An 18,082-nucleotide genomic window follows, 5' to 3' on the forward strand; every position below is an offset into this window, starting at 1 on the left:
AAGAAAGATCAACTTACTGTGGTGCTGCCTTGGACGAGCCGAAAAAGGACGTGATCCGCGAGACGGACGCCGAAGCGATCCGGCTGGCGAAGACGCTTCTGCGCAGCGCCCGCTTTGGCGCCCTGGCGGTGATCGAACCGCAAACCGGCTCGCCGCTGGCCAGCAGGGTCGGCGTGGCCACCGACATCGACGGCGCGCCGCTGATCCTGGTTTCGATGCTTTCGGCGCACACCGGCGCTCTGCTTGCCGATCCGCGCTGTTCCCTGTTGCTCGGCGAACCGGGCAAGGGCGACCCGCTGGCGCACCCGCGCCTGACATTGATCTGCCAGGCGGCACGGCTTGAGCGCGGATCAGCCGAACACGCCCGCACCGAGCGCCGTTATCTCAATCACAATCCCAGGGCGAATCTTTACGCCGGTCTCGGCGACTTTTCGATCTTTCGCCTCGGTCCGCAACGCGCCAGCCTCAACGGCGGCTTCGGCAAGGCCTATCAGCTCGATCGATCGGATTTGCTCGCCAGCGGACCGGTCGTCGAGGAACTCGCGGCGCGCGAACAATCCGCCATCGACCACATGAACGCCGACCATCTCGACGCAATCGCCGTTTACGCACAGCATTTCGCCAAAGCGTCCGGAAACGGCTGGCGTGTTGCCGGATTCGATGCCGATGGCATGGATCTGGTGTCGGGCGACGATGTTTGCCGGGTCTTTTACCCACACCCTTTGGCGGCGGCAGGCGAATTGCGGCACGTTCTGGTCGATATGGCCAAGGCCGGCCGAGCCATGGCCGACGCCGGGACTGAGACTTAATTATGCTGGATCAAAGGCAACACTTGAGATTTAAGTGAAATGCTCTACCTTTTGGTGACGCTGAATCGCCAGCGCCGATCGACAAGTGAATTTATGGAATCAGACGCCATTGCCCCCATGGCGTCGGGATGAACAGGAAGCATGGGGGATCGATGGTCTCGACAAAGCTAATCGTGAACGCCGAATCGGCGGCAGAGTTTCTCATGCTGATGGGCAATGAGAAGCGACTGTTGATCATGAGCTATCTCGCCGAAGGTGAAATGTCGGTTGGAGCCATTGCTGAGAAGGTGATGCTCAGCCAATCCGCCCTGTCCCAGCACCTCGCCAAGTTGCGGGCGCTCGACCTGGTCGAGACCCGCCGCGACCGGCAGATGATCTACTACTCCTGCAAATCCGACGCCGTGCGAGAACTGCTTGTCATGCTGGACGGCATTTTCGGCAGCGGCAAGGATGACCTCTCCCAGATGGCGCACCGTTTGCGCCGTGCTGGAACCTGACCACATAACCGCCGATCTCGCCGGTGATTTCAGAGCGACATGCGCCCATCCGGGGCGCACAAAGCTGGCTGATTGTCCCGAATTGTCGCATCGTGCTTTCCAAACAAGATGAGCGCCGGGAAGCGGTCCGGATTTTCGGGCCGATGCGACGGTCGCGAGGAATGCATGGATCCCATTCGCATCGACGACCCGCAAGATCCGCGCGTCGCTGCCTATCTCGACATTCGCGAGCGTGACCTCGCCGGCCGGCAAGGCCGCTTCGTCGCCGAAGGCAAGGTGGTGCTCGACCTGCTGCTCTCGACCGGGCGCTTTGCCGCCGAATCGATCCTGGTCCTGGAAAACCGGCTGGCAGGTCTCGACAACATCCTGAGCAAGGCGCCCGCCGACCTCCCGGTCTATGTCGCCACCAGCGCGGTGATGGACGCTATCGCCGGATTTCATATGCATCGCGGCATCCTGGCCATTGGCCGCAAGGGAGAGCCGCAGCCGGCCGAAGACCTGCTCGATGGCTTGCCGCCTCGGGCGCTCGTCGTAGTGCTCGTCGGTATCGCCAACCATGACAATGTGGGCTCGATCTTCCGCAATGCCGCCGCCTTTGGCGCTGACGCGGTTCTGCTGGATGCGACATGCTGCGACCCGCTCTATCGCAAGGCGATCCGCGTTTCGGTCGGCGCCGCGCTCAAAATCCCCTTCGCATCGTTCTCCGACACCGCCGGCTTCACAACGATGCTCGCCCGACGTGGCTTCGAACAATTCGCGCTGTCGCCACGCGGGAAGACCGACATCCGCGATGCGCAGCGCAGTAAGCGCCTGGCGCTCTATCTCGGCACCGAGGGCGAAGGCTTGCCGGACAACCTGCTCGCAAGCCTGCGCAACGTGCGGATTACCATGGCGGAAGGCTTCGACAGCCTGAATGTCGCCGCGGCTTCAGCCATCGCGCTGCATCATTTTTCGGCTAGAGCAATTCAGGAAAAGTGTGAAGCGGTTTTCCGTCCAGAATTGCGTCAAAGCAAAGAGTTAGGGCATTTCGCCGTTTCCGTGAAACGGTGAAATACTCTAAAGAAGCCTGATTCAGCTTGTCGCGTCAGCCTTCTGCAGCGCGCGCACGCGGTCGGCAAGACTGCGGTCATCGTTGCCGGAGCGGGCGTCCGACGGTACCGCCAATGCCTTGGCGATCGGCGAACCAGGCCCCTCGAGCTTGGCCGTCAGATGGACGACCTCCGCCGCCAGTTCGTTCATCTGCTCGCGCAAGGCGGAGCTGCTGTCCGTGGCCTTGGACACTGCCAGTGCGGTGAGATCCGCCTTCAGCCGCTTGTTCTCTCGCGCCAGCGCCGCCAGCCTCGCCTCGAGCTGCTCACGGTCACTGTCGAGCTTGGCGATTGCCTTGTCGAAATCATCGCTCCCCGCGACATCGCCGCCCTTGCCGACCAGCCGCAAGGCTGGCGCGCTGTCTTCGGATTTCGATCTTTCGCGCATGCGTGCCAGTTCCTTTTCGCGGCGGTCGAGTTTGTCTTCGCGATCGGCAAGTGTGGCCAGCAGCCGCTCGACCTTCTTGTCGAGCTCGGCGGTCCTTTTCTTCTCGGCTTTCAGGGCCTCCCGCGCGGCCTTGCTTTCAGCCACGATTTCCTGGCCGCGCCTGTCGGCTTCCTTGCGCTGGCCGCGCAGCATCGCAATGTCACTGGCGAGCTTCTGCATTTCGGACTCTCGCGCCACGAGCTCGATCTGCCGGCTGCTCGAGGAAAAACTGGCGTCGTCATACATGCGCTCCAGCTTTTCCAGCTCAACTGCGCGCTTTTCCAGCTTGCGCTCGGTTTCCTTCAGCCGCTCCGAAAGCTGCTGCAACTCGCCCTCTCGTTGACGCAGCGCTTCGTTCTTCGCGCCCAGCTCGGTCAGCGCCTGGTTCTTGTCCGTCCGCTCGACCGCCAGGCCCTTTATGGCCTCGCGACCGCGATTGATCTCGACGAGTTGTTCGGCCGCCTTCTCTCGCAACGCCTTGACGCCGATTTCCAGGCGGCGCGTCGTCATAGCGTATTCGGCGCGGATGCGATCCTTGTCCGCCTGGATCTCGGTTTGCGTCAGAGGGATCGAGGATTCGACGCGTCTGCGTGTAAGCGCGACCGCACGACGCCATATGGCCGGAGCCACCATGAGCGCCAGAAAGCCAGCGCAGAGAAAGCCGAGGACGAAGAACAGGACCGACTGGACCAAGTGACTACCCGTTGTGGCCGGTAAGCATCAAACCAGATAAACCAAAAGCGCATAGAGCGCTTGACTGTGCCACGTTGACATGGCGGAAATCCAGCGTTGCGGCAAGGGTTTGCCGCAACGCCACGAGTTTAATGCATGTCGACCCAAAAGCGGTCCCGGTTTTGGGCAACGACAGCCAAGGACTTCAGCTTAGAACGGATTCCAGGTGGCGCGCTCGGTAAGCTTCAGATAGCCGAGATTGACGCCAAGCCGGGCACCGACACCGGTGCGGATCGGCACCAAAATCACATTGTTGTTCTTCAGCACGTTGAAGCCGACGCCAGCCACCACATAGGCCGAACCGGCGACGCCGCCATAGCGGTTGTAGAGGCTGCCCACATCGTCGAGATTGTAGACCAGCATCATCACCCGCGACCCCTCGCCGCCGAAATCCCAGCCGAGTGACGGGCCTTGCCAGAACACTTTGTGGTCGCCGGCATTCTTGGTGTAGAGCGTGCCTTCGCCATAGGTCAGGCCACCGATCAGCGCACCCGAGCCTTCTTCGCCCAGCAGATAGCCGTTGGGCAGGCCGTAGGAGGCAAAAATCTTCTCGATCACCGTGGCGAGCCCGCCCGATGTCGCGCCAAAAAATTTGTGACCGGAATCGACAATCTCCTGAGCGGTGTATTCCTGGGCCCGCAGGGCTGAAGTCGAGAAGACGAGAACGCCCAGGAGCGTGACCGCCATTGAGAAGACACGGAGAAAGCTCCGGTCGTAGTATCGGGAAAACATGCTTCCAATCTCCGTCAGGGAGCACCTTCGCCGACGCCTCGCACCCCGTACGGCTCTTTTAGCCGGCCGTTAAGGGTAACTGTTAGGGGCAAACTATGCCGTAATCCTTTTTCAACCATTAAGCTCACACATGAACATGGCGGTTCGAAGGCTGTTTGGGGTCGCTCAAGTGGGGCCGGCAGCCTGCGTGAACACGCCATTTGCCACAACCACAATTTGGATTTGTTGCTGCACGCACGGGCGCTGTGTATTCAGAAAGCCCGAGGAGAGAGTGCGTGATTCGTGTGGCAGGCGACGATCGATCGCCCGGCCACGAGTTGTGAGATTTTGCAGGGATTTTTCGCCGATGGCCGATCTGTTCACCCTTTCCGCACCCGATCTGGCAGCGCTTTTGTGCAGTCGGGTCTGCCACGACATCATCTCGCCGGTCGGCGCGATCAACAACGGGCTCGAATTGCTTGATGAAGGCGGCGCCGACGAGGACGCCATGAAGCTGATCCGCCAGAGCGCCCGCAACGCTTCGGCCCGCCTGCAGTTCGCCCGCATCGCCTTCGGTGCCGCCGGCTCGGCCGGCATGTTGATCGATACCGGCGATGCCGAAGCGGTCGCCATCGCCTTCCTCAAGAACGAAAAGCCGGAACTGACCTGGAACGGGCCCCGCGCGTTGCTGCCCAAGAACAAGGTCAAGCTGCTGCTCAACCTGATCCTCGTCGCCAATGCCGCCATTCCGCGCGGCGGCAAGCTTTCCGTGACGCTGGAAAATCTTGAGACCGAACCGCGTTTCGCGCTTGCGTCGGCTGGCCCGATGCTGCGTGTGCCGCCGAAGTTCCTCGAACTGCATTCCGGCCACAAGCCGGAGGAACCGATCGACGCGCATTCCGTGCAGCCCTACTACACGCTGCTTCTGGCGCGCGAAGCCGGCATGACGATATCGATCCACGCGACGCCGGAAGAAATCGTGCTTTCTGCGGCCTGATTGCGCAGCCGATAAAGCGAAGTATTTCTACACTGAAATCTGTAATTCCAGCTCATCGACTTGGGAGGCATCTGTTCGTCCAGGCAGTGCCAAAGCATTCGCGAATAAAAGCAGGCACCTGCCCATCTTTGTAAAAATTTTACCTAACGCCTTTTCGGCTTCTTTACCAGATTGGCCTATGGTCCGCCCTGGATGCCCCCGACGCTACCGGACTGCCAGAAGGCAAAGAGGACCCGGAAATGAAACGCTGCATGTTCGTCGACGATTCAAGCGTCATCAGGAAGGTTGCAAAACGCATCCTGGGCGGCTCCGAAATGATTGTCATCGAGGCTGCCAGCGGACTTGACGCGCTGGAGATGTGCGCCGCCGACATGCCCGACATCATCGTCGTCGATGGCGCCTTGCCCGACGTACCGGCGGTCGATCTCATCCGTCGCGTCCGCGCCATGGAGAGCCCGATAAGGCCGCAGATCCTGATTTCCCTGGTCGAGCTCGATATTGCTTCGATCATGCGGGCCAAGCGCGCCGGCGCCCAGGGCTATCTCTTGAAGCCGTTCAACCGCCCGCAACTGCTCGAGCGCTTTCGCACCTTGAAGAGCGCACCTGATTCGGCACCCTTGAGCAATTCCAGAAAAAGTGCGTGACGGTTTCCTGCTCGGAAGCCCAAAAACAGACCGTTACCAGCCCGTCATTCAAAAACCCGGCCGAAGCCGGGTTTTTTTTGAAAAGATTCGAACGATTCGTCGCTCAGGCGCTGACGCGAATGTCTTCCGGTTCGCGCAGCACATAGCCGCGCCCCCAGACCGTTTCAATGTAGTTCTGACCGCCCGATGCCGCATCGAGCTTTTTGCGCAGCTTGCAGATGAAGACGTCGATGATCTTCAACTCAGGCTCGTCCATGCCGCCATAGAGGTGGTTGAGGAACATTTCCTTGGTCAGCGTGGTGCCTTTGCGCAGCGAAAGCAACTCCAGCATCTGGTATTCCTTGCCGGTCAGGTGCACGCGCTGGCCGCCGACTTCGACGGTCTTGGCATCGAGGTTGACCACCAGGTCGCCGGTGGTGATGACCGACTGGGCGTGGCCCTTGGAGCGCCGCACGATGGCATGAATGCGGGCAACCAGCTCATCCTTGTGGAACGGCTTGGTCATGTAGTCGTCCGCGCCGAAGCCGAGGCCGCGCACCTTGTCCTCGATGCCGGCCATGCCGGAGAGGATGAGAATAGGTGTCTTGACCTTGGAAAGGCGAAGCGTTCTCAAGACCTCGTAGCCCGACATGTCAGGCAGGTTGAGATCGAGAAGAATGATATCGTAGTCGTAGAGCTTGCCTAGATCGACGCCCTCTTCACCGAGATCGGTCGTGTAGACGTTGAAACTTTCCGATTTCAGCATCAGTTCGATGCTTTGTGCGGTTGCACTGTCATCTTCTATCAGCAGAACACGCATTTCATTCCCCTTTTCTGCTGCCGGACCATTTCACGACCCGTCCGGACCCGGAGCAGTGGTTGCCTTGTGCAGAGGCTGCCATTGAATGGTTAACAAATCCTAATTTCCCGTCCATGACGGTACCAGATTTTTTAACCTCTTTCTACACCCTCTTGAATCTAATAACGAATCTCAGAACCAAATTCCTAATGCAACACATTAACAACCTGGACTAAGCGACTCCAGGGACTCATCGACGTCGCTTCCGCATCGGTGGCCGGAATTTTTACCCGGCCTTAAGTCCTGACCCGTATGATTAACAATGCCCGTAAACGAATGGTTACCGCCGGCAAAAAACTTTAGGGTTTTGTTTCCCATAGTTAGGGGAAAGGCGGTGGACACGGGTGCGGCCTGGGCGTTTCCAGGTGGTTTGGACGATAGATGCGGGTGTGCGTTTCCGGGAGTACCGAATCATGAAGTCACGTGAAAACCTCGTTCGGCTGAAACAGTTTCAGGTGAATGAGAAGCGGCGGCAGCTGCTGCAGCTCGACATGATGATCGCCGAGTTCGAACGCATGGCCGTCGAGCTGGAGCTTCAGATCACCGCCGAGGAAAAGAAGGCCGGCATCACCGACATCAACCATTTCGCCTATCCGACCTTCGCCAAGGCGGCTCGCCTGCGCCGCGACAACCTCAGGAATTCCCAAAGCGACCTCGCCCAGCAGCGAAGCGCCGCCGAATCATTACTCGGCGAAGCTGAAGCGGAGCTTTCCAAGGCGGAAATGCTGGAATCGCGCGACACGAAGATCCGCGAAGCGGAAGTCGGTGGCCGCAGCGCCATGATCGGCTAAGACCTGGCGGTTTGCCGCGCCAACGCCCGCCATCAGGCTGGCGCATTGTCGCGGCTTGCGGCTCCGGCGGGAAAAATGAATCCGCCCTACGCGGCCCAATCCCCTTCACTCTCGGCAATTGCCCTTGCACGGGCATCCTTGATATCCGGCGCATGCTGCTCCGCCCATGACCTGATTTGGGTAAGCAGTCCCGCCAGGTTCTGGCCGAGCTCGGTCAATTCATATTCGACGCGCGGCGGAATGACCGGGAAGATCTCGCGCCGCACCAGGCCGTCGCGCTCGAGCACCCGCAGCGTCTGCGTCAGCATCTTCGGCGTGATGCCTTCGAGCTTGCGGGCGAGCTCGCCATTGCGCAGCCGGCCTTTGCGCAGCGCGCAAACCACCAGATAGACCCATTTGCTGGCCAGCATCTCCAGCACGGTGTGCGAAGGACACGTCCGCCGGAACGCATCATAGCCGAAACCGCAATCATCTTCACTATCCATGAGGTGCGTATGTATCAGAAAGGTACATACTGGACAAGAGACTATTACTATCCAAATGATAGCGGCATCAACAGGAGACATCTCAATGCGTGCCGTTATCCAGAATTCCGTCGGCGGACCCGACGTCCTTGTCATCGCCGATCAGCCGGATCCCACGCCAGAGGCCGGCGAAGTGCTGGTTCGCGTCAAGGCCGCAGGCATCAATCCGGTCGACGGCGCCGTCCGTGCCGGCTACTACCGCTTGCTCGGCGAGCCGCCCTTCATCCTGGGTTGGGACATCTCGGGAACTGTCGAAGCACTCGGCCCCGGCGTCACCGGCTTCAAGATCGGCGACGAGGTGTTCGGCATGCCGCGCTTCCCCAAGCAGGCGGCGGCCTATGCCGAGCTGGCTGCCGTGCCTGCCGATCAAATCGCACTGAAGCCGAAGGGCGCGGACCACCTCCAGACGGGCGCCTTGCCGCTGGCCGGCCTCACCGCCTGGCAAGGGCTTGTTCGTCACGGCAGACTGAAATCGGATCGGCGCGTATTGGTGCATGCGGGAGCCGGCGGCGTCGGTCATCTGGCGGTGCAGATCGCCAAGGCGCGCAGCGCCTACGTCGTCGCCACGGCCAGCCCGGGCAAGCTCGATTTCGTCCGCAAACTGGGCGCCGACGAAGTCATCGACTACACCAAGGGCGATTTCACCGATCAGATCCGCGACATCGATCTGGTGCTGGATCCAATGGGCGGCGACCACGCCCAACGCTCGCTGAAGGTGCTCAAGCGTGGCGGCGTGCTGGTGTCATTGCTCGATGTCAGCGACAACACAAGGGCCCAGGCCGGCGCGCGAGACATTCGGGTCGAGCGTATGTCCGTCGTGCCCGACAGTGAGGGCCTGCTGGAACTGGCTCGGTTGATCGATGCCAACAAGCTTGCCGTCCATGTGGCGAAGAGCTTCCCGCTGGACCATGCGGGAGCCGCTCACGCCTTCCTCGCCACCAAGCCGATCGGCAAGGTTGTGCTATCGCTCTGAGGGGGAGCGGTGAAAAACAGAAGGGCGCGGGGTTAGCCGCGCCCTTCGTCTAAATTCGCGATGGTCAGTGCCGGTATTGCTGGATGCGTGTGGTGCGCAGCCCGGCAAGGCCATATTCGTCGATCGACGCCTGCCAGGACAGGAATTCCTCGGTGGTGAGCTTGTAGCGTTGGCATGCCTCGTCCAGGCTCAAAAGCCCGCCGCGCACGGCCGCAACCACTTCCGCCTTACGCCGGATAACCCAGCGACGTGTATTGGTCGGCGGCAGATCGGCAATCGTAAGAGGGCTGCCGTCAGGCCCGATAACATATTTGACTCTCGGTCTAACCAGATCGGTCATCGTACTCTCTACAAAAAACTCAAAGACCCAATCCCCGCCACGTTACCGCCACAGCTTTAAAAATTGCCTAAGCAGACCCTAATGACTAGGTAAGGATCATGAACGCCGCGTTAGTCTTTTCGCCGGCATTTGAAACATCTGCCCGCAAACCCTGATTTGCCGGGGAAAATGCATCCCCTGGCGGAGATCGGACGCAACCGGTGAATCGCCCTGCACGCTGGCGCGCCGGTAAAGCTTGACCTATATTCTCGACATTGGCATTGAGGCGCCGTGCAGAACGAAAGCATCATGAACAGTCTCGATCTTCCCGGACGTCCCGAAAACACCCGCATCGTCGTCGCCATGTCGGGCGGTGTCGATTCCTCGGTCGTCGCCGGCCTGCTGAAACGCGAGGGCTACGACGTCGTCGGCGTCACCTTGCAGCTCTACGACCACGGCGCGGCGACGCACCGGGCCGGCTCATGCTGCGCCGGGCAGGACATCGACGATGCCCGCCGTGTCTCCGAGACGCTCGGCATCCCCCATTATGTGCTCGACTACGAGGAACGCTTCCGCAAGGCGGTCATCGATCCCTTCGCCGAGAGCTACGTCGCCGGCGAGACGCCGATCCCGTGCGTTTCCTGCAATCAGACGGTGAAGTTCGCCGACCTCCTGGCCACCGCCAAGGAGCTTGGCGCCGATGCGCTGGCCACCGGCCACTACATTCGTTCCGGCGCCAATGGCGCCCACCGCGCTCTCTACCGTCCGGTCGACGCCGACCGCGACCAGAGTTATTTCCTGTTCGCCACCACGCAGGCACAGATCGATTATCTGCGCTTTCCCCTTGGCGGCCTGTCGAAGCCTCAGGTTCGCGCCATTGCCGAGGAGATGGGGCTGGCGGTTGCCGCCAAGCAGGACAGTCAGGACATCTGCTTCGTGCCGCAGGGCAAGTATTCCGACATCATCGCCAAGCTGAAGCCAACCGCGGCCAATCCGGGCGACATCGTCCACATCGACGGCCGCGTGCTCGGCCGCCATGAGGGCATCCTGCGCTACACGATCGGCCAGCGCCGTGGCATCGGCATCGCTTCCGGCGAGCCGCTTTACGTCGTCCACCTCGATGCCGACCGCGCTCGCGTCGTGGTTGGCCCGCGCGAGGCGCTGGAGACGCACAAGATCTATCTGCGCAATATGAACTGGCTGGGCGACGGACCGCTCACAGACGTCCCTGCTGGCGGCCTGGAGCTGTTCGCCAAGGTCCGCTCGACGCGGCCGCCGCGCCCGGCCGTGCTGCATCATCGTGCCGGTGCCACATGGGTGGAACTGATCGACGGCGAGTCCGGCATCGCGCCGGGCCAGGCCTGCGTGCTCTACTCCGATGACGGCAACGAAGCTCGCGTGTTCGGCGGCGGCTTCATCGAGCGTTCGGAGCGTGGCGCCGAGGCCGAGGCGATGCTGACCCGGCTTGCCGCCAGGCCGGCCCAGATACCTGTCGAATAAAGTTCCCGCCGAATAATCCGCGCTTCAGGAATTCGACTTGGTGTGGGTGACCGTGCCGGCGGTCAGGATGCGCAGCACCCTGATCGCTTCCTCGCCGCTGGTACGCGGTTCGGCACGCGTCTCGATGCACTGGATGAAATGCTCCAGCTCGCGTGTCAGCGGCATGCCCTGGGCAACCGCGACATAGGACGGCTCATTGGTGGTGAAGGCCCATTGGCCGCTGTCCTGCCACACCGCGTGGCGGTAGACGGCTAGCTTGCGTTCCCATGGCTCGACGTCGTCGAACACCGCCATCGCCTTGGTGCCGACCACGGTCAGCCGCCGCTCGCGATAGGGATTGAGACGCGAGGTGAAGAGATGGCTGCGCAGGCCGTTGGGAAAGCGCATGTGCAGATGCGCGAAGTCGCTGAGACTGTCGAGCAGAGCGGCGCCCTCGCCGCGCACCTCGATCGGCTCGGTGCCGGTGATCGCCAGGATCATCGACAAATCGTGCGGGGCCAGGTCCCACAGCGCATCGTTCTCGGTGTGGAATTTGCCGAGGCCGAGGCGGTGCGAGTGGATGTAGCGGACTTCGCCGAGTTCGCCCTTGTCGATCAGCCCTTTCAGCGTCTCGAAGGCGGGGTGGAACCGCAGGACATGGCCGACCATGAAGACGCGGCCATTGTCCTTGGCCGCCCGCACCGCGCGCTCGGCATCGGCAACCGTCAGCGCGATCGGCTTTTCCACCAGCACGTCCTTGCCGTTCTCGACGGCGCGTACCGCAAGGTCGGCATGGAATTGCGGCGGCAGCGCCATGACGATGGCGTCGATATCGTCACGCACGAACAACTGGTCCGGCTCGATCGCCAGGCAGTCCTGCTCGCTGGCGAAGCCTTCTGCCCGAGCCCGGTTGGTATCGGAGACCGCGTGCAGCGCGCCGAGCGCCTTGAGAGTGCGGATGTGGTTGCTGCCCCAGTATCCGCAACCGAGGACTGCTATGCGCGGCTTCATCTGTTTCAAACTCTAAAAACTCTTGGCCGAGACATAGCGACGTGCCCCTTCGAACTCAACCCCGGCGGCGGCAACCAAATGTCCGCACGGCAAAGCTTTTCGATAATGACGATAAGCCGGCAAGCCGGTTGCTTCGAAGCTTGACAGGCTCACCCTCCCAACCTTATATCCGCGCGACCTTGGCGAACGCCTCCGACATGCCTTTCGATTTGAGGCGGATTTCGGGCCTTTCGCCGCCCTGGCGGGGTAGCTCAGTTGGTTAGAGCACGGGAATCATAATCCTGGGGTCGGGGGTTCAAGTCCCTCTCCCGCTACCACTTCAAACCCCACTATCGTACGCAATGGCCGATTGTGGCGGGCTGCCCAATGCGGTGTCCTGTGCGATAGCGGCTATATCTGACCTTCCTAGTAGAAGCCTTCAGCGACCTACAGCATCTCGCTCAGTGACGCCAATGCGGCTAACGATGCCGTCACCAGACATTCTCGCCGTCACCCACGCGTATCGGCTTCACCCCTCGGGAGTTTCGCGCTCGCCTGCCGGGCTTCGCCTTCGATCTCGATCTTGCTCCGCGCTTGAAGATCGAAGCGCACGGTTACAGTGCGCATGCGCGCATGCAGGACTCCGTCCAGCGTACCGCGCATTTCATGCAGATAAGTCAGCGACGATTTCCCAAGCTTTTCTATAACGCTGCGAACGGTGACCAGAGTTCCCACCGCGGTTTCATGCACGTAGTCGATCTCCATCCTCACATCCGCCCAGCCGAGGGTCGGCGTCAAACGAGGATCGGCAATCCTGCCCAGCAACTGGAAACTGGCGTCATCAAACATGGCCACATAATGACGGACGTTGAGATGGCCCATCGCGTCGCACATCCAAGGATGCACGACGCCGACATAGGTTTCGATGCCGGGCGTCAAAACCCGACCTCGTTTGCGCCCTTGAGATCCAGCAGTTGACGGGCTTCGTCGGGCGTCGCGATTTCGAGCGATAACTCGTTGAGAATGCGCTTTATCTTGGCAACCTGTTCGGCATTGCTCTTAGCGAGCGTGCCCTTGGCGACATAGAGGCTGTCTTCCAAACCGACCCGTACATTGCCGCCCATGATCGCGCCCATCGTGCAGAGATTTATCTGGTGCTTGCCCGCGGCAAGGATCGACCAGAGATAGTCGTCTCCGAACAGCCGATCAGCCGTCCTGCGCATGTGCATCATGTCTTCTGGGTCGGCGCCGATTCCGCCCAGCAGCCCGAAGATCGTCTGGACGAAAAGCGGCGGCTTCAGCAGCTTGCGGTCTAGAAAGTGCGCAAGCGTGTAGAGGTGACTGACATCGTAGCACTCGAACTCGAACTTCGTGCCGTAGGCCTGGCCGACTTCGACGATGATACGCTCGATCTGCTCGAACGTGTTGGAGACGATGCCCTTCTTTGTGTCTTCCAGGTAGCCCTTCTCCCAGTCGTACTTCCAGTCGGTGTATTTCGGCGCGATGTGGTGCAGGGCGAAATTCATAGATCCCATATTGAGCGAGCAGAGTTCCGGCTTCGAAGCGTGCGCGGCTTCAAGGCGCTCTTCGAGGGTCATCTTCAGCCCGCCGCCGGTGGAAATGTTCATCACGGCGTGGGTCTGCTGCTTGATGCGCGGCAGGAAATCCATAAACAGCTTTGGATCAGGGGTAGGCTTGCCGGTCTCCGGATCGCGGGCATGCAGATGGATCACCGACGCTCCGGCTTCGGCTGCTCCGACAGCGGCGTCGACGATCTCGGACGGCGTTATCGGCAGATACGGGCTCATCGTCGGCGTGTGGATCGAGCCGGTGACCGCACAGGTTATGACGACTTTCGGCGATTTCTTCATGGTTGAACTCTCCCTTGTCTGCCTTTTGTTGTTATCTATCGAGCGCGAGGCAATCCTCACGACCACAGCCCAATCGAACCGCCTCGCCCGCATTGAGTTCGGACCGAGACGACGATGCGGCAAGCTTGACAATGAATTTCAGGCCGCCCGCCGTCACAGCGACGAGCCGGATGTGATCCCCGACATAGACGGACTGAACGACGGTTGCCGCAATCACGTTGAGGGCGGTGGAGCCATCGTGCAATAAGGACATGCGCTCGGGCCTGATCGACAGCGTCACCCTGGCGCCCGCAGGGGGCGTCGCGCCAGGGGAAATGGCGTTCAACACCAGATCGCCATCGTCGAGACGGACGGCCACGCCACCGTTTTCACCGCCGGCAACCACCGTGCCGGACATGCGGTTGTTCTCGCCGATGAAGCTCGCCACAAAGCTGCCCGTCGGACGCTCATACAGTTCGCGTGGTGTCGAAAGCTGCTCGATGCGGCCGGCGCTGAACACCGCGATCCGGTCCGACATGGTCAGCGCCTCGGTCTGGTCGTGTGTCACATAAACGAACGTGACGCCAAGCCGGGCATGGATATCCTTGATTTCGAACTGCATCTGCTCGCGCAATTGCTTGTCGAGGGCGCCGAGCGGTTCGTCCATCAGGACAAGATTCGGTTCGAAGATCAGGGCGCGGGCAACCGCGACGCGTTGTTGCTGCCCACCCGAAAGCTGCGCCGGACGCCGGTTGCCGAATTCGGGCAACTGGACCATGTCGAGAACGTTCCTGACACGTCGCGTCACCTCGTCGCGGCTAAGTTTGCGGACCTCGAGCGGGAAAGCCAGGTTTTCGGCGACCGTCATGTGCGGGAAAAGCGCGTAGTTCTGGAACACCATACCGATGCCGCGACGATTGGCGGGAACGTTGTCGATGCGCTGACCGTCAATGAGGATTTCGCCCTCGGTCGTATCTTCGAATCCCGCAAGCATCATCAACGCCGTCGTCTTGCCAGACCCGGAAGGCCCCAGCAGCGTCAGGAATTCGCCGCGCATGATTTCCAGGTCGAGCTGACGCACCGCCTGGACCGTCTGCCCGTAGCGCTTGCTGACGCCACGAAACTCGACATGAACCGGGCCACGCGGGGATCCGCCCATCACCGCGCCTGCGCCTTGGGATCACGGCGTGCCGAAGCCGGGCGTTTGCGCGCAGGCTGAGCCTCAGCCGCCGCGGCGGCGCGAAGAATGATGTCGGCGGCCTCGCGCAGGTCGGCCACCAGCGCCTTGCGCGCAGCCGCGCCATCGGCGCGACGCAGCGCCGCGAGCATTTCGTCATGATGGTCCAGGCCCAGGCCGTAGGTCACGTCCGAGCGGACGATGTTCAAGAACGGTCCTGCTTGCAGCCACAATTTCTCGATGATTTGCTGGATGAGAGGTGACCGCGCGGCATGGTACATCGTGAAATGGAAGCGCCTGTTCAAGCCGAGATAGCTAGCCATGACATTGCTCTCGACGCATTCGCGCATCAGCCCGTTCAGCTTCGCCAATTCATCGAGTTCTTCGGGCGTGATGGTCGTCGCGGCCCACTCGGCCGCCGTTCCTTCGACGCTGCAGCGCACACGCACCAGATCCGAAATACGCGCCACCGTGGCCTCGGGGACGATGACGCCCCGATTTGGGTGGTCGAACATCGCCTCGTCGCTGACGAGTTGCCGCAAGGCCTCGCGCACCGGCATGGCGCTGGTCCGGTACTGTTCGGCAAGCTGTCGCACGACCAGTCTTTGGCCGGGCAGGAAGTCACCGTTCATCAGTGCTTCCTTCAAGCCCATATGGACACGAACATGAGCTGTCTTTTGCGCGGCCGAGCCGGCATTGGCATCCTTGCGATCCAGCATCAGTTTGTCCGGCGCGGCAGTATTTTGAGGTTGCTCGACAGGAAATCGTCGAATGCGCCGGCGAAGCCGTCGAGTTCGGCGTCGCCGAATGGCAGTGACAACGCCAGCATGCCGCGCGGCGTCACGTAGTACCCTCGCAACAGCATTTCGATATGCCAAAGCGCAATCACCGAAGGATCGGCATCGTCGAGCCGCGCCGGAGTGTCCACCGGCCCCCTGACGAAATGCAGGTTCATCAACGACCCTCGCCCGATGACGATGCCCTCGACGCCACGCCTTTCAAGGGAAACGTTCATCGCTTCACGCAGGCGGTCGCCGCGCGCATTGATCGCGCGGCTCGCCTCTTGCGTCAGCACCTGGGTCAGACCGGTGAAGCCAGCAGCCATGCTGAGAATATTGTTGTTGAACGTCCCGCCATGCGAGAACGAACCGGGCAAAGCCGGATCGAAGCGATCGACGAGGTCGGCGCGTCCACCGAATGCGCCAAAACTGGCGCCGCCGCCGATATACTTCCCGAGCGTCACGAAATCGGGAAAAATCCCATGCGCCCCGTGGAGCGCGCGGTAGTCGAGGCGCGAAGTCATGACCTCGTCGAAAATCAGCAGCGCCCCGGTCTCCTTCGTCGCCGCGCGCAGCGCTTCCAGGAACTCACGCGTCGCCGGGATGCAGCCGCCGCCGCCCATCATCGGCTCGACGATCACCGCGGCAAGCTCGTCGCCCTGTTCCTTTATGAGCGCCACGGCGCCGGCACTATCGTTGTAGTCGGCGAAGACAAAGGGGAACGGTAGATTGAGTGGCGAGCCGCCATGCGCAAAGGTGAGTACACCACCGTGGTAGCCCTCGCGGAATGCGAGTATCTTCGAGCGCTGCGTGATGGCGCGAGCCGCCGAAATAGCCATGATGTTGGCTTCAGTGCCGGAATTGCAAAAGCGAACGCGCTCGATTGCCGGAAAGCGGTCAACCACCGCGGCAGCCAGGCGCGCTTCGTAGCGGTTGGGCGCACCCAGCATGATGCCGCCCTCTATGACGTTCACCAGGGCCGCCGAAATCGCCTTGTCGGAATGACCGTAAAAACCGGCACTGTATTCCGAGACCAGGTCGACATAGATGTGCCCGTCCAGATCGGTCACCCTGCAGCCTTCGCCGGAAACAAACGATACGGGGAATGGCGGATACCATAGAACAGCCCTCGTATTGCCGCCCGGCAACGATGCCGCGGCCTCGTTCTGCCGCGCCAGGCTGTTCGGGTTGGCGTCAGCGAAACGCTGTCGGGCCTCGTCCAGAACAGCAGCGAGACTGACATTGGCGCGCACGTCTCTAGTGCCTTGCAGCATTCGATCAAATCCCTTTGGCTTTTTCACTTTTTTGCACCGTATCGCAAATTCCTGTTGCTAATCAATCCATTTTGCGCTTGAAATTTGATCAAATATACGACGAAAGAAAGGGGAACTGCAATGAGGACTTATCTGCAAGCCGTATCTGCCGCCGCGATCTGCCTCGCGACCTCGAGTTTTGCCGTGTCCGCGGCCGAACCCGTCACAGTGGTCGGCTGGGGTGGTACATGGGATAAGGCCTATAAGGATGGGGTCTGGGACAAGTACACCGAAAAAACGGGCGTTCCGATCGTCATGGAAGAATGGGGCGGCGAGGTCGCCAAGGTGCGTGCCCAGGTGCAGGCGGGCAACATCACTTATGACGTCGTCTCGGTCGAAGCGCCCGCCATGGAAGTCGGCTGCGCCGAAGGCCTGTTCGTTCCGCTGACGCCAGAAATCACAGGCGACGCGGCCAATTATTTGCCGGGCACCCTGCACGAATGCGGCGTCGCGTCTGATACCTGGGCCACGGTCCTTGCCTATAACACAGATGTCTACAAGGGCGACGCCGCGCCGAAGAGCTGGGCGGATTTTTGGAACGTCGAGAAATTTCCGGGAAAGCGCGGCCTCTACCAGCAGGCGCAGTTCACGCTGGAAAACGCGCTGATGGCCGACGGCGTTAAGCGCGAGGACATGTACAAGGTGCTGGGCACGCCGGAAGGCGTCGACCGGGCTTTCGCCATGCTCGACAAGATCAAGGCGCACGTCGTCTGGTGGTCCACAACGACGCAGGGCATCCAGAACCTCGACAGTGGTGAAGTGGCTCTCAGCGACGGGTTCAATGCGCGCATCACCAACGAAGCCATCAACGAGAAGAAGCCCTATACGATCGCATGGGACGCTGGCTTCTTCTATGGCACCGACTACTGGGCGGTGGTGAAGGGCGCGCCGCACCAGCAGGCCGGGCTGGATCTCCTCAAGTGGTTCTCCATCCCTGAAAACCAGGCCGGCTTCTCGAAACTCTATGCCTATGGCACCGGCCGCAAGGAAGCCGCCGACCTCATTCCCGCGAATTGGAAGGCCAACCTGCCGACGTCGCCGGAGCACCTTCAGTACGGCGCCTCCTATGACAACGACTTCTGGACCGAGCACAAGGAAGCACTGGAAGAACGCTTCAAGGCCTGGCTCGCGAAGTAACCTAGGC

Annotated in this window: 20 protein-coding genes and 1 tRNA gene; 10 read left to right on the forward strand and 11 right to left on the reverse strand. The window is 61.0% G+C overall.

Annotation, left to right across the window (positions count from 1 at the left end; all coding sequences use genetic code 11):
• Positions 1–29: 29 nt before the first annotated feature.
• From NKJ00_RS14030 to NKJ00_RS14040, 3 genes are all read left to right on the forward strand, one after another.
• Positions 30–809: a HugZ family pyridoxamine 5'-phosphate oxidase gene (locus NKJ00_RS14030; protein ID WP_023809904.1), complete on the forward strand. Its 780-nt coding sequence runs from the start codon at positions 30–32 to the stop codon at positions 807–809.
• Between the two features lie 152 nt (positions 810–961).
• Positions 962–1,306, forward strand: coding sequence for an ArsR/SmtB family transcription factor (locus NKJ00_RS14035; RefSeq protein WP_023809905.1), 345 nt, complete (start codon positions 962–964; stop codon positions 1,304–1,306).
• A gap of 165 nt (positions 1,307–1,471) precedes the next feature.
• A complete protein-coding gene (locus tag NKJ00_RS14040; protein ID WP_352630087.1) occupies positions 1,472–2,356 on the forward strand; it encodes a TrmH family RNA methyltransferase in 885 nt (294 codons plus the stop codon).
• 21 nt (positions 2,357–2,377) lie between these two features.
• On the opposite strand, the gene NKJ00_RS14045 is transcribed toward NKJ00_RS14040, so the two are convergent.
• On the reverse strand, positions 2,378–3,514 hold the full coding sequence (locus NKJ00_RS14045; RefSeq protein ID WP_352630089.1) for a coiled-coil domain-containing protein: 1,137 nt from the start codon (positions 3,512–3,514) through the stop codon (positions 2,378–2,380).
• 189 nt (positions 3,515–3,703) lie between these two features.
• Positions 3,704–4,240, reverse strand: a complete 537-nt coding sequence (locus tag NKJ00_RS14050; protein ID WP_245273156.1) for a DUF1134 domain-containing protein — start codon at positions 4,238–4,240, stop codon at positions 3,704–3,706.
• Positions 4,241–4,631: 391 nt separating this feature from the next.
• Here NKJ00_RS14050 and chpT point away from each other — a divergent pair, with 391 nt between their 5' ends.
• On the forward strand, positions 4,632–5,261 hold the full coding sequence (gene chpT / locus NKJ00_RS14055) for a histidine phosphotransferase ChpT (protein ID WP_024504504.1): 630 nt from the start codon (positions 4,632–4,634) through the stop codon (positions 5,259–5,261).
• 239 nt (positions 5,262–5,500) lie between these two features.
• Complete coding sequence (locus NKJ00_RS14060; RefSeq protein ID WP_032901484.1) at positions 5,501–5,905, forward strand: response regulator; 405 nt, start codon at positions 5,501–5,503, stop codon at positions 5,903–5,905.
• A gap of 103 nt (positions 5,906–6,008) precedes the next feature.
• Here NKJ00_RS14060 and ctrA read toward each other — a convergent pair whose 3' ends face one another.
• Positions 6,009–6,704, reverse strand: a complete 696-nt coding sequence (gene ctrA, locus NKJ00_RS14065) for a response regulator transcription factor CtrA (protein ID WP_006203583.1) — start codon at positions 6,702–6,704, stop codon at positions 6,009–6,011.
• A gap of 452 nt (positions 6,705–7,156) precedes the next feature.
• Between ctrA and NKJ00_RS14070 the strand changes: the two genes are divergently transcribed.
• A complete protein-coding gene (locus NKJ00_RS14070; RefSeq protein WP_013529907.1) occupies positions 7,157–7,534 on the forward strand; it encodes a flagellar export protein FliJ in 378 nt (125 codons plus the stop codon).
• Positions 7,535–7,620: 86 nt separating this feature from the next.
• On the opposite strand, the gene NKJ00_RS14075 is transcribed toward NKJ00_RS14070, so the two are convergent.
• Positions 7,621–8,019, reverse strand: coding sequence for a winged helix-turn-helix transcriptional regulator (locus tag NKJ00_RS14075; protein ID WP_023809911.1), 399 nt, complete (start codon positions 8,017–8,019; stop codon positions 7,621–7,623).
• 85 nt (positions 8,020–8,104) lie between these two features.
• On the opposite strand from NKJ00_RS14075, the gene NKJ00_RS14080 reads away from it, so the two are divergent.
• Complete coding sequence (locus NKJ00_RS14080; protein WP_352630091.1) at positions 8,105–9,031, forward strand: NADP-dependent oxidoreductase; 927 nt, start codon at positions 8,105–8,107, stop codon at positions 9,029–9,031.
• 64 nt (positions 9,032–9,095) lie between these two features.
• On the opposite strand, the gene sciP is transcribed toward NKJ00_RS14080, so the two are convergent.
• Positions 9,096–9,371: a CtrA inhibitor SciP gene (gene sciP / locus NKJ00_RS14085; protein WP_013529904.1), complete on the reverse strand. Its 276-nt coding sequence runs from the start codon at positions 9,369–9,371 to the stop codon at positions 9,096–9,098.
• 288 nt (positions 9,372–9,659) lie between these two features.
• On the opposite strand from sciP, the gene mnmA reads away from it, so the two are divergent.
• Positions 9,660–10,850: a tRNA 2-thiouridine(34) synthase MnmA gene (gene mnmA, locus NKJ00_RS14090; RefSeq protein ID WP_352630093.1), complete on the forward strand. Its 1,191-nt coding sequence runs from the start codon at positions 9,660–9,662 to the stop codon at positions 10,848–10,850.
• Positions 10,851–10,874: 24 nt separating this feature from the next.
• Here mnmA and NKJ00_RS14095 read toward each other — a convergent pair whose 3' ends face one another.
• Positions 10,875–11,840 carry a Gfo/Idh/MocA family protein gene (locus tag NKJ00_RS14095; protein ID WP_352610520.1) on the reverse strand — a complete coding sequence of 322 codons (966 nt, stop codon included), beginning with the start codon at positions 11,838–11,840 and terminating at the stop codon, positions 10,875–10,877.
• Positions 11,841–12,080: 240 nt separating this feature from the next.
• Here NKJ00_RS14095 and NKJ00_RS14100 point away from each other — a divergent pair.
• Positions 12,081–12,157, forward strand: a tRNA-Met gene (locus tag NKJ00_RS14100).
• A 172-nt stretch (positions 12,158–12,329) separates the two neighbouring features.
• Here NKJ00_RS14100 and NKJ00_RS14105 read toward each other — a convergent pair.
• The 5 genes from NKJ00_RS14105 to NKJ00_RS14125 are packed head-to-tail and all read right to left on the reverse strand — an operon-like array spanning position 12,330 to position 16,899.
• Positions 12,330–12,758: an acyl-CoA thioesterase gene (locus tag NKJ00_RS14105; protein WP_352630095.1), complete on the reverse strand. Its 429-nt coding sequence runs from the start codon at positions 12,756–12,758 to the stop codon at positions 12,330–12,332.
• Complete coding sequence (kce, locus tag NKJ00_RS14110; protein ID WP_352630097.1) at positions 12,755–13,690, reverse strand: 3,5-dioxohexanoate:acetyl-CoA acetone transferase; 936 nt, start codon at positions 13,688–13,690, stop codon at positions 12,755–12,757. The genes NKJ00_RS14105 and kce overlap by 4 nt, the downstream gene beginning before the upstream one ends.
• 31 nt (positions 13,691–13,721) lie before the next feature.
• The gene (locus tag NKJ00_RS14115) at positions 13,722–14,828 is read right to left on the reverse strand and encodes an ABC transporter ATP-binding protein (RefSeq protein WP_352630100.1); all 1,107 of its coding nucleotides are present in this window, start codon (positions 14,826–14,828) and stop codon (positions 13,722–13,724) included.
• Positions 14,828–15,565: a GntR family transcriptional regulator gene (locus NKJ00_RS14120; RefSeq protein ID WP_352630102.1), complete on the reverse strand. Its 738-nt coding sequence runs from the start codon at positions 15,563–15,565 to the stop codon at positions 14,828–14,830. Before NKJ00_RS14120 ends, NKJ00_RS14115 begins: the two co-directional genes overlap by 1 nt.
• The gene (locus NKJ00_RS14125; RefSeq protein ID WP_352630104.1) at positions 15,565–16,899 is read right to left on the reverse strand and encodes an aspartate aminotransferase family protein; all 1,335 of its coding nucleotides are present in this window, start codon (positions 16,897–16,899) and stop codon (positions 15,565–15,567) included. The genes NKJ00_RS14120 and NKJ00_RS14125 overlap by 1 nt, the downstream gene beginning before the upstream one ends.
• A 120-nt stretch (positions 16,900–17,019) precedes the next feature.
• On the opposite strand from NKJ00_RS14125, the gene NKJ00_RS14130 reads away from it, so the two are divergent.
• Entirely contained in the window at positions 17,020–18,075 is a 1,056-nt protein-coding gene (locus NKJ00_RS14130) for an ABC transporter substrate-binding protein (RefSeq protein WP_352630106.1), read from the forward strand.
• Positions 18,076–18,082: the final 7 nt, after the last annotated feature.

The sequence above is a fragment of the Mesorhizobium sp. M0227 genome (genome assembly GCF_040321855.1).
Lineage (GTDB): Bacteria > Pseudomonadota > Alphaproteobacteria > Rhizobiales > Rhizobiaceae > Mesorhizobium.

What these genes read in the sequence shown, in the direction of transcription:
- NKJ00_RS14035 (WP_023809905.1), top strand. Translation starts at nt 962, where the DNA reads ATGGTCTCGACAAAGCTAATCGTGAACGCCGAATCGGCGGCAGAGTTT.
- NKJ00_RS14040 (WP_352630087.1), top strand. Translation starts at nt 1,472, where the DNA reads ATGGATCCCATTCGCATCGACGACCCGCAAGATCCGCGCGTCGCTGCC.
- NKJ00_RS14050 (WP_245273156.1), bottom strand. Translation starts at nt 4,240, where the DNA reads ATGGCGGTCACGCTCCTGGGCGTTCTCGTCTTCTCGACTTCAGCCCTG.
- chpT (WP_024504504.1), top strand. Translation starts at nt 4,632, where the DNA reads ATGGCCGATCTGTTCACCCTTTCCGCACCCGATCTGGCAGCGCTTTTG.
- NKJ00_RS14060 (WP_032901484.1), top strand. Translation starts at nt 5,501, where the DNA reads ATGAAACGCTGCATGTTCGTCGACGATTCAAGCGTCATCAGGAAGGTT.
- ctrA (WP_006203583.1), bottom strand. Translation starts at nt 6,704, where the DNA reads ATGCGTGTTCTGCTGATAGAAGATGACAGTGCAACCGCACAAAGCATC.
- NKJ00_RS14070 (WP_013529907.1), top strand. Translation starts at nt 7,157, where the DNA reads ATGAAGTCACGTGAAAACCTCGTTCGGCTGAAACAGTTTCAGGTGAAT.
- NKJ00_RS14075 (WP_023809911.1), bottom strand. Translation starts at nt 8,019, where the DNA reads ATGGATAGTGAAGATGATTGCGGTTTCGGCTATGATGCGTTCCGGCGG.
- NKJ00_RS14080 (WP_352630091.1), top strand. Translation starts at nt 8,105, where the DNA reads ATGCGTGCCGTTATCCAGAATTCCGTCGGCGGACCCGACGTCCTTGTC.
- sciP (WP_013529904.1), bottom strand. Translation starts at nt 9,371, where the DNA reads ATGACCGATCTGGTTAGACCGAGAGTCAAATATGTTATCGGGCCTGAC.
- mnmA (WP_352630093.1), top strand. Translation starts at nt 9,660, where the DNA reads ATGAACAGTCTCGATCTTCCCGGACGTCCCGAAAACACCCGCATCGTC.
- NKJ00_RS14095 (WP_352610520.1), bottom strand. Translation starts at nt 11,840, where the DNA reads ATGAAGCCGCGCATAGCAGTCCTCGGTTGCGGATACTGGGGCAGCAAC.
- kce (WP_352630097.1), bottom strand. Translation starts at nt 13,690, where the DNA reads ATGAAGAAATCGCCGAAAGTCGTCATAACCTGTGCGGTCACCGGCTCG.
- NKJ00_RS14115 (WP_352630100.1), bottom strand. Translation starts at nt 14,828, where the DNA reads ATGGGCGGATCCCCGCGTGGCCCGGTTCATGTCGAGTTTCGTGGCGTC.
- NKJ00_RS14120 (WP_352630102.1), bottom strand. Translation starts at nt 15,565, where the DNA reads ATGCTGGATCGCAAGGATGCCAATGCCGGCTCGGCCGCGCAAAAGACA.
- NKJ00_RS14125 (WP_352630104.1), bottom strand. Translation starts at nt 16,899, where the DNA reads ATGCTGCAAGGCACTAGAGACGTGCGCGCCAATGTCAGTCTCGCTGCT.
- NKJ00_RS14130 (WP_352630106.1), top strand. Translation starts at nt 17,020, where the DNA reads ATGAGGACTTATCTGCAAGCCGTATCTGCCGCCGCGATCTGCCTCGCG.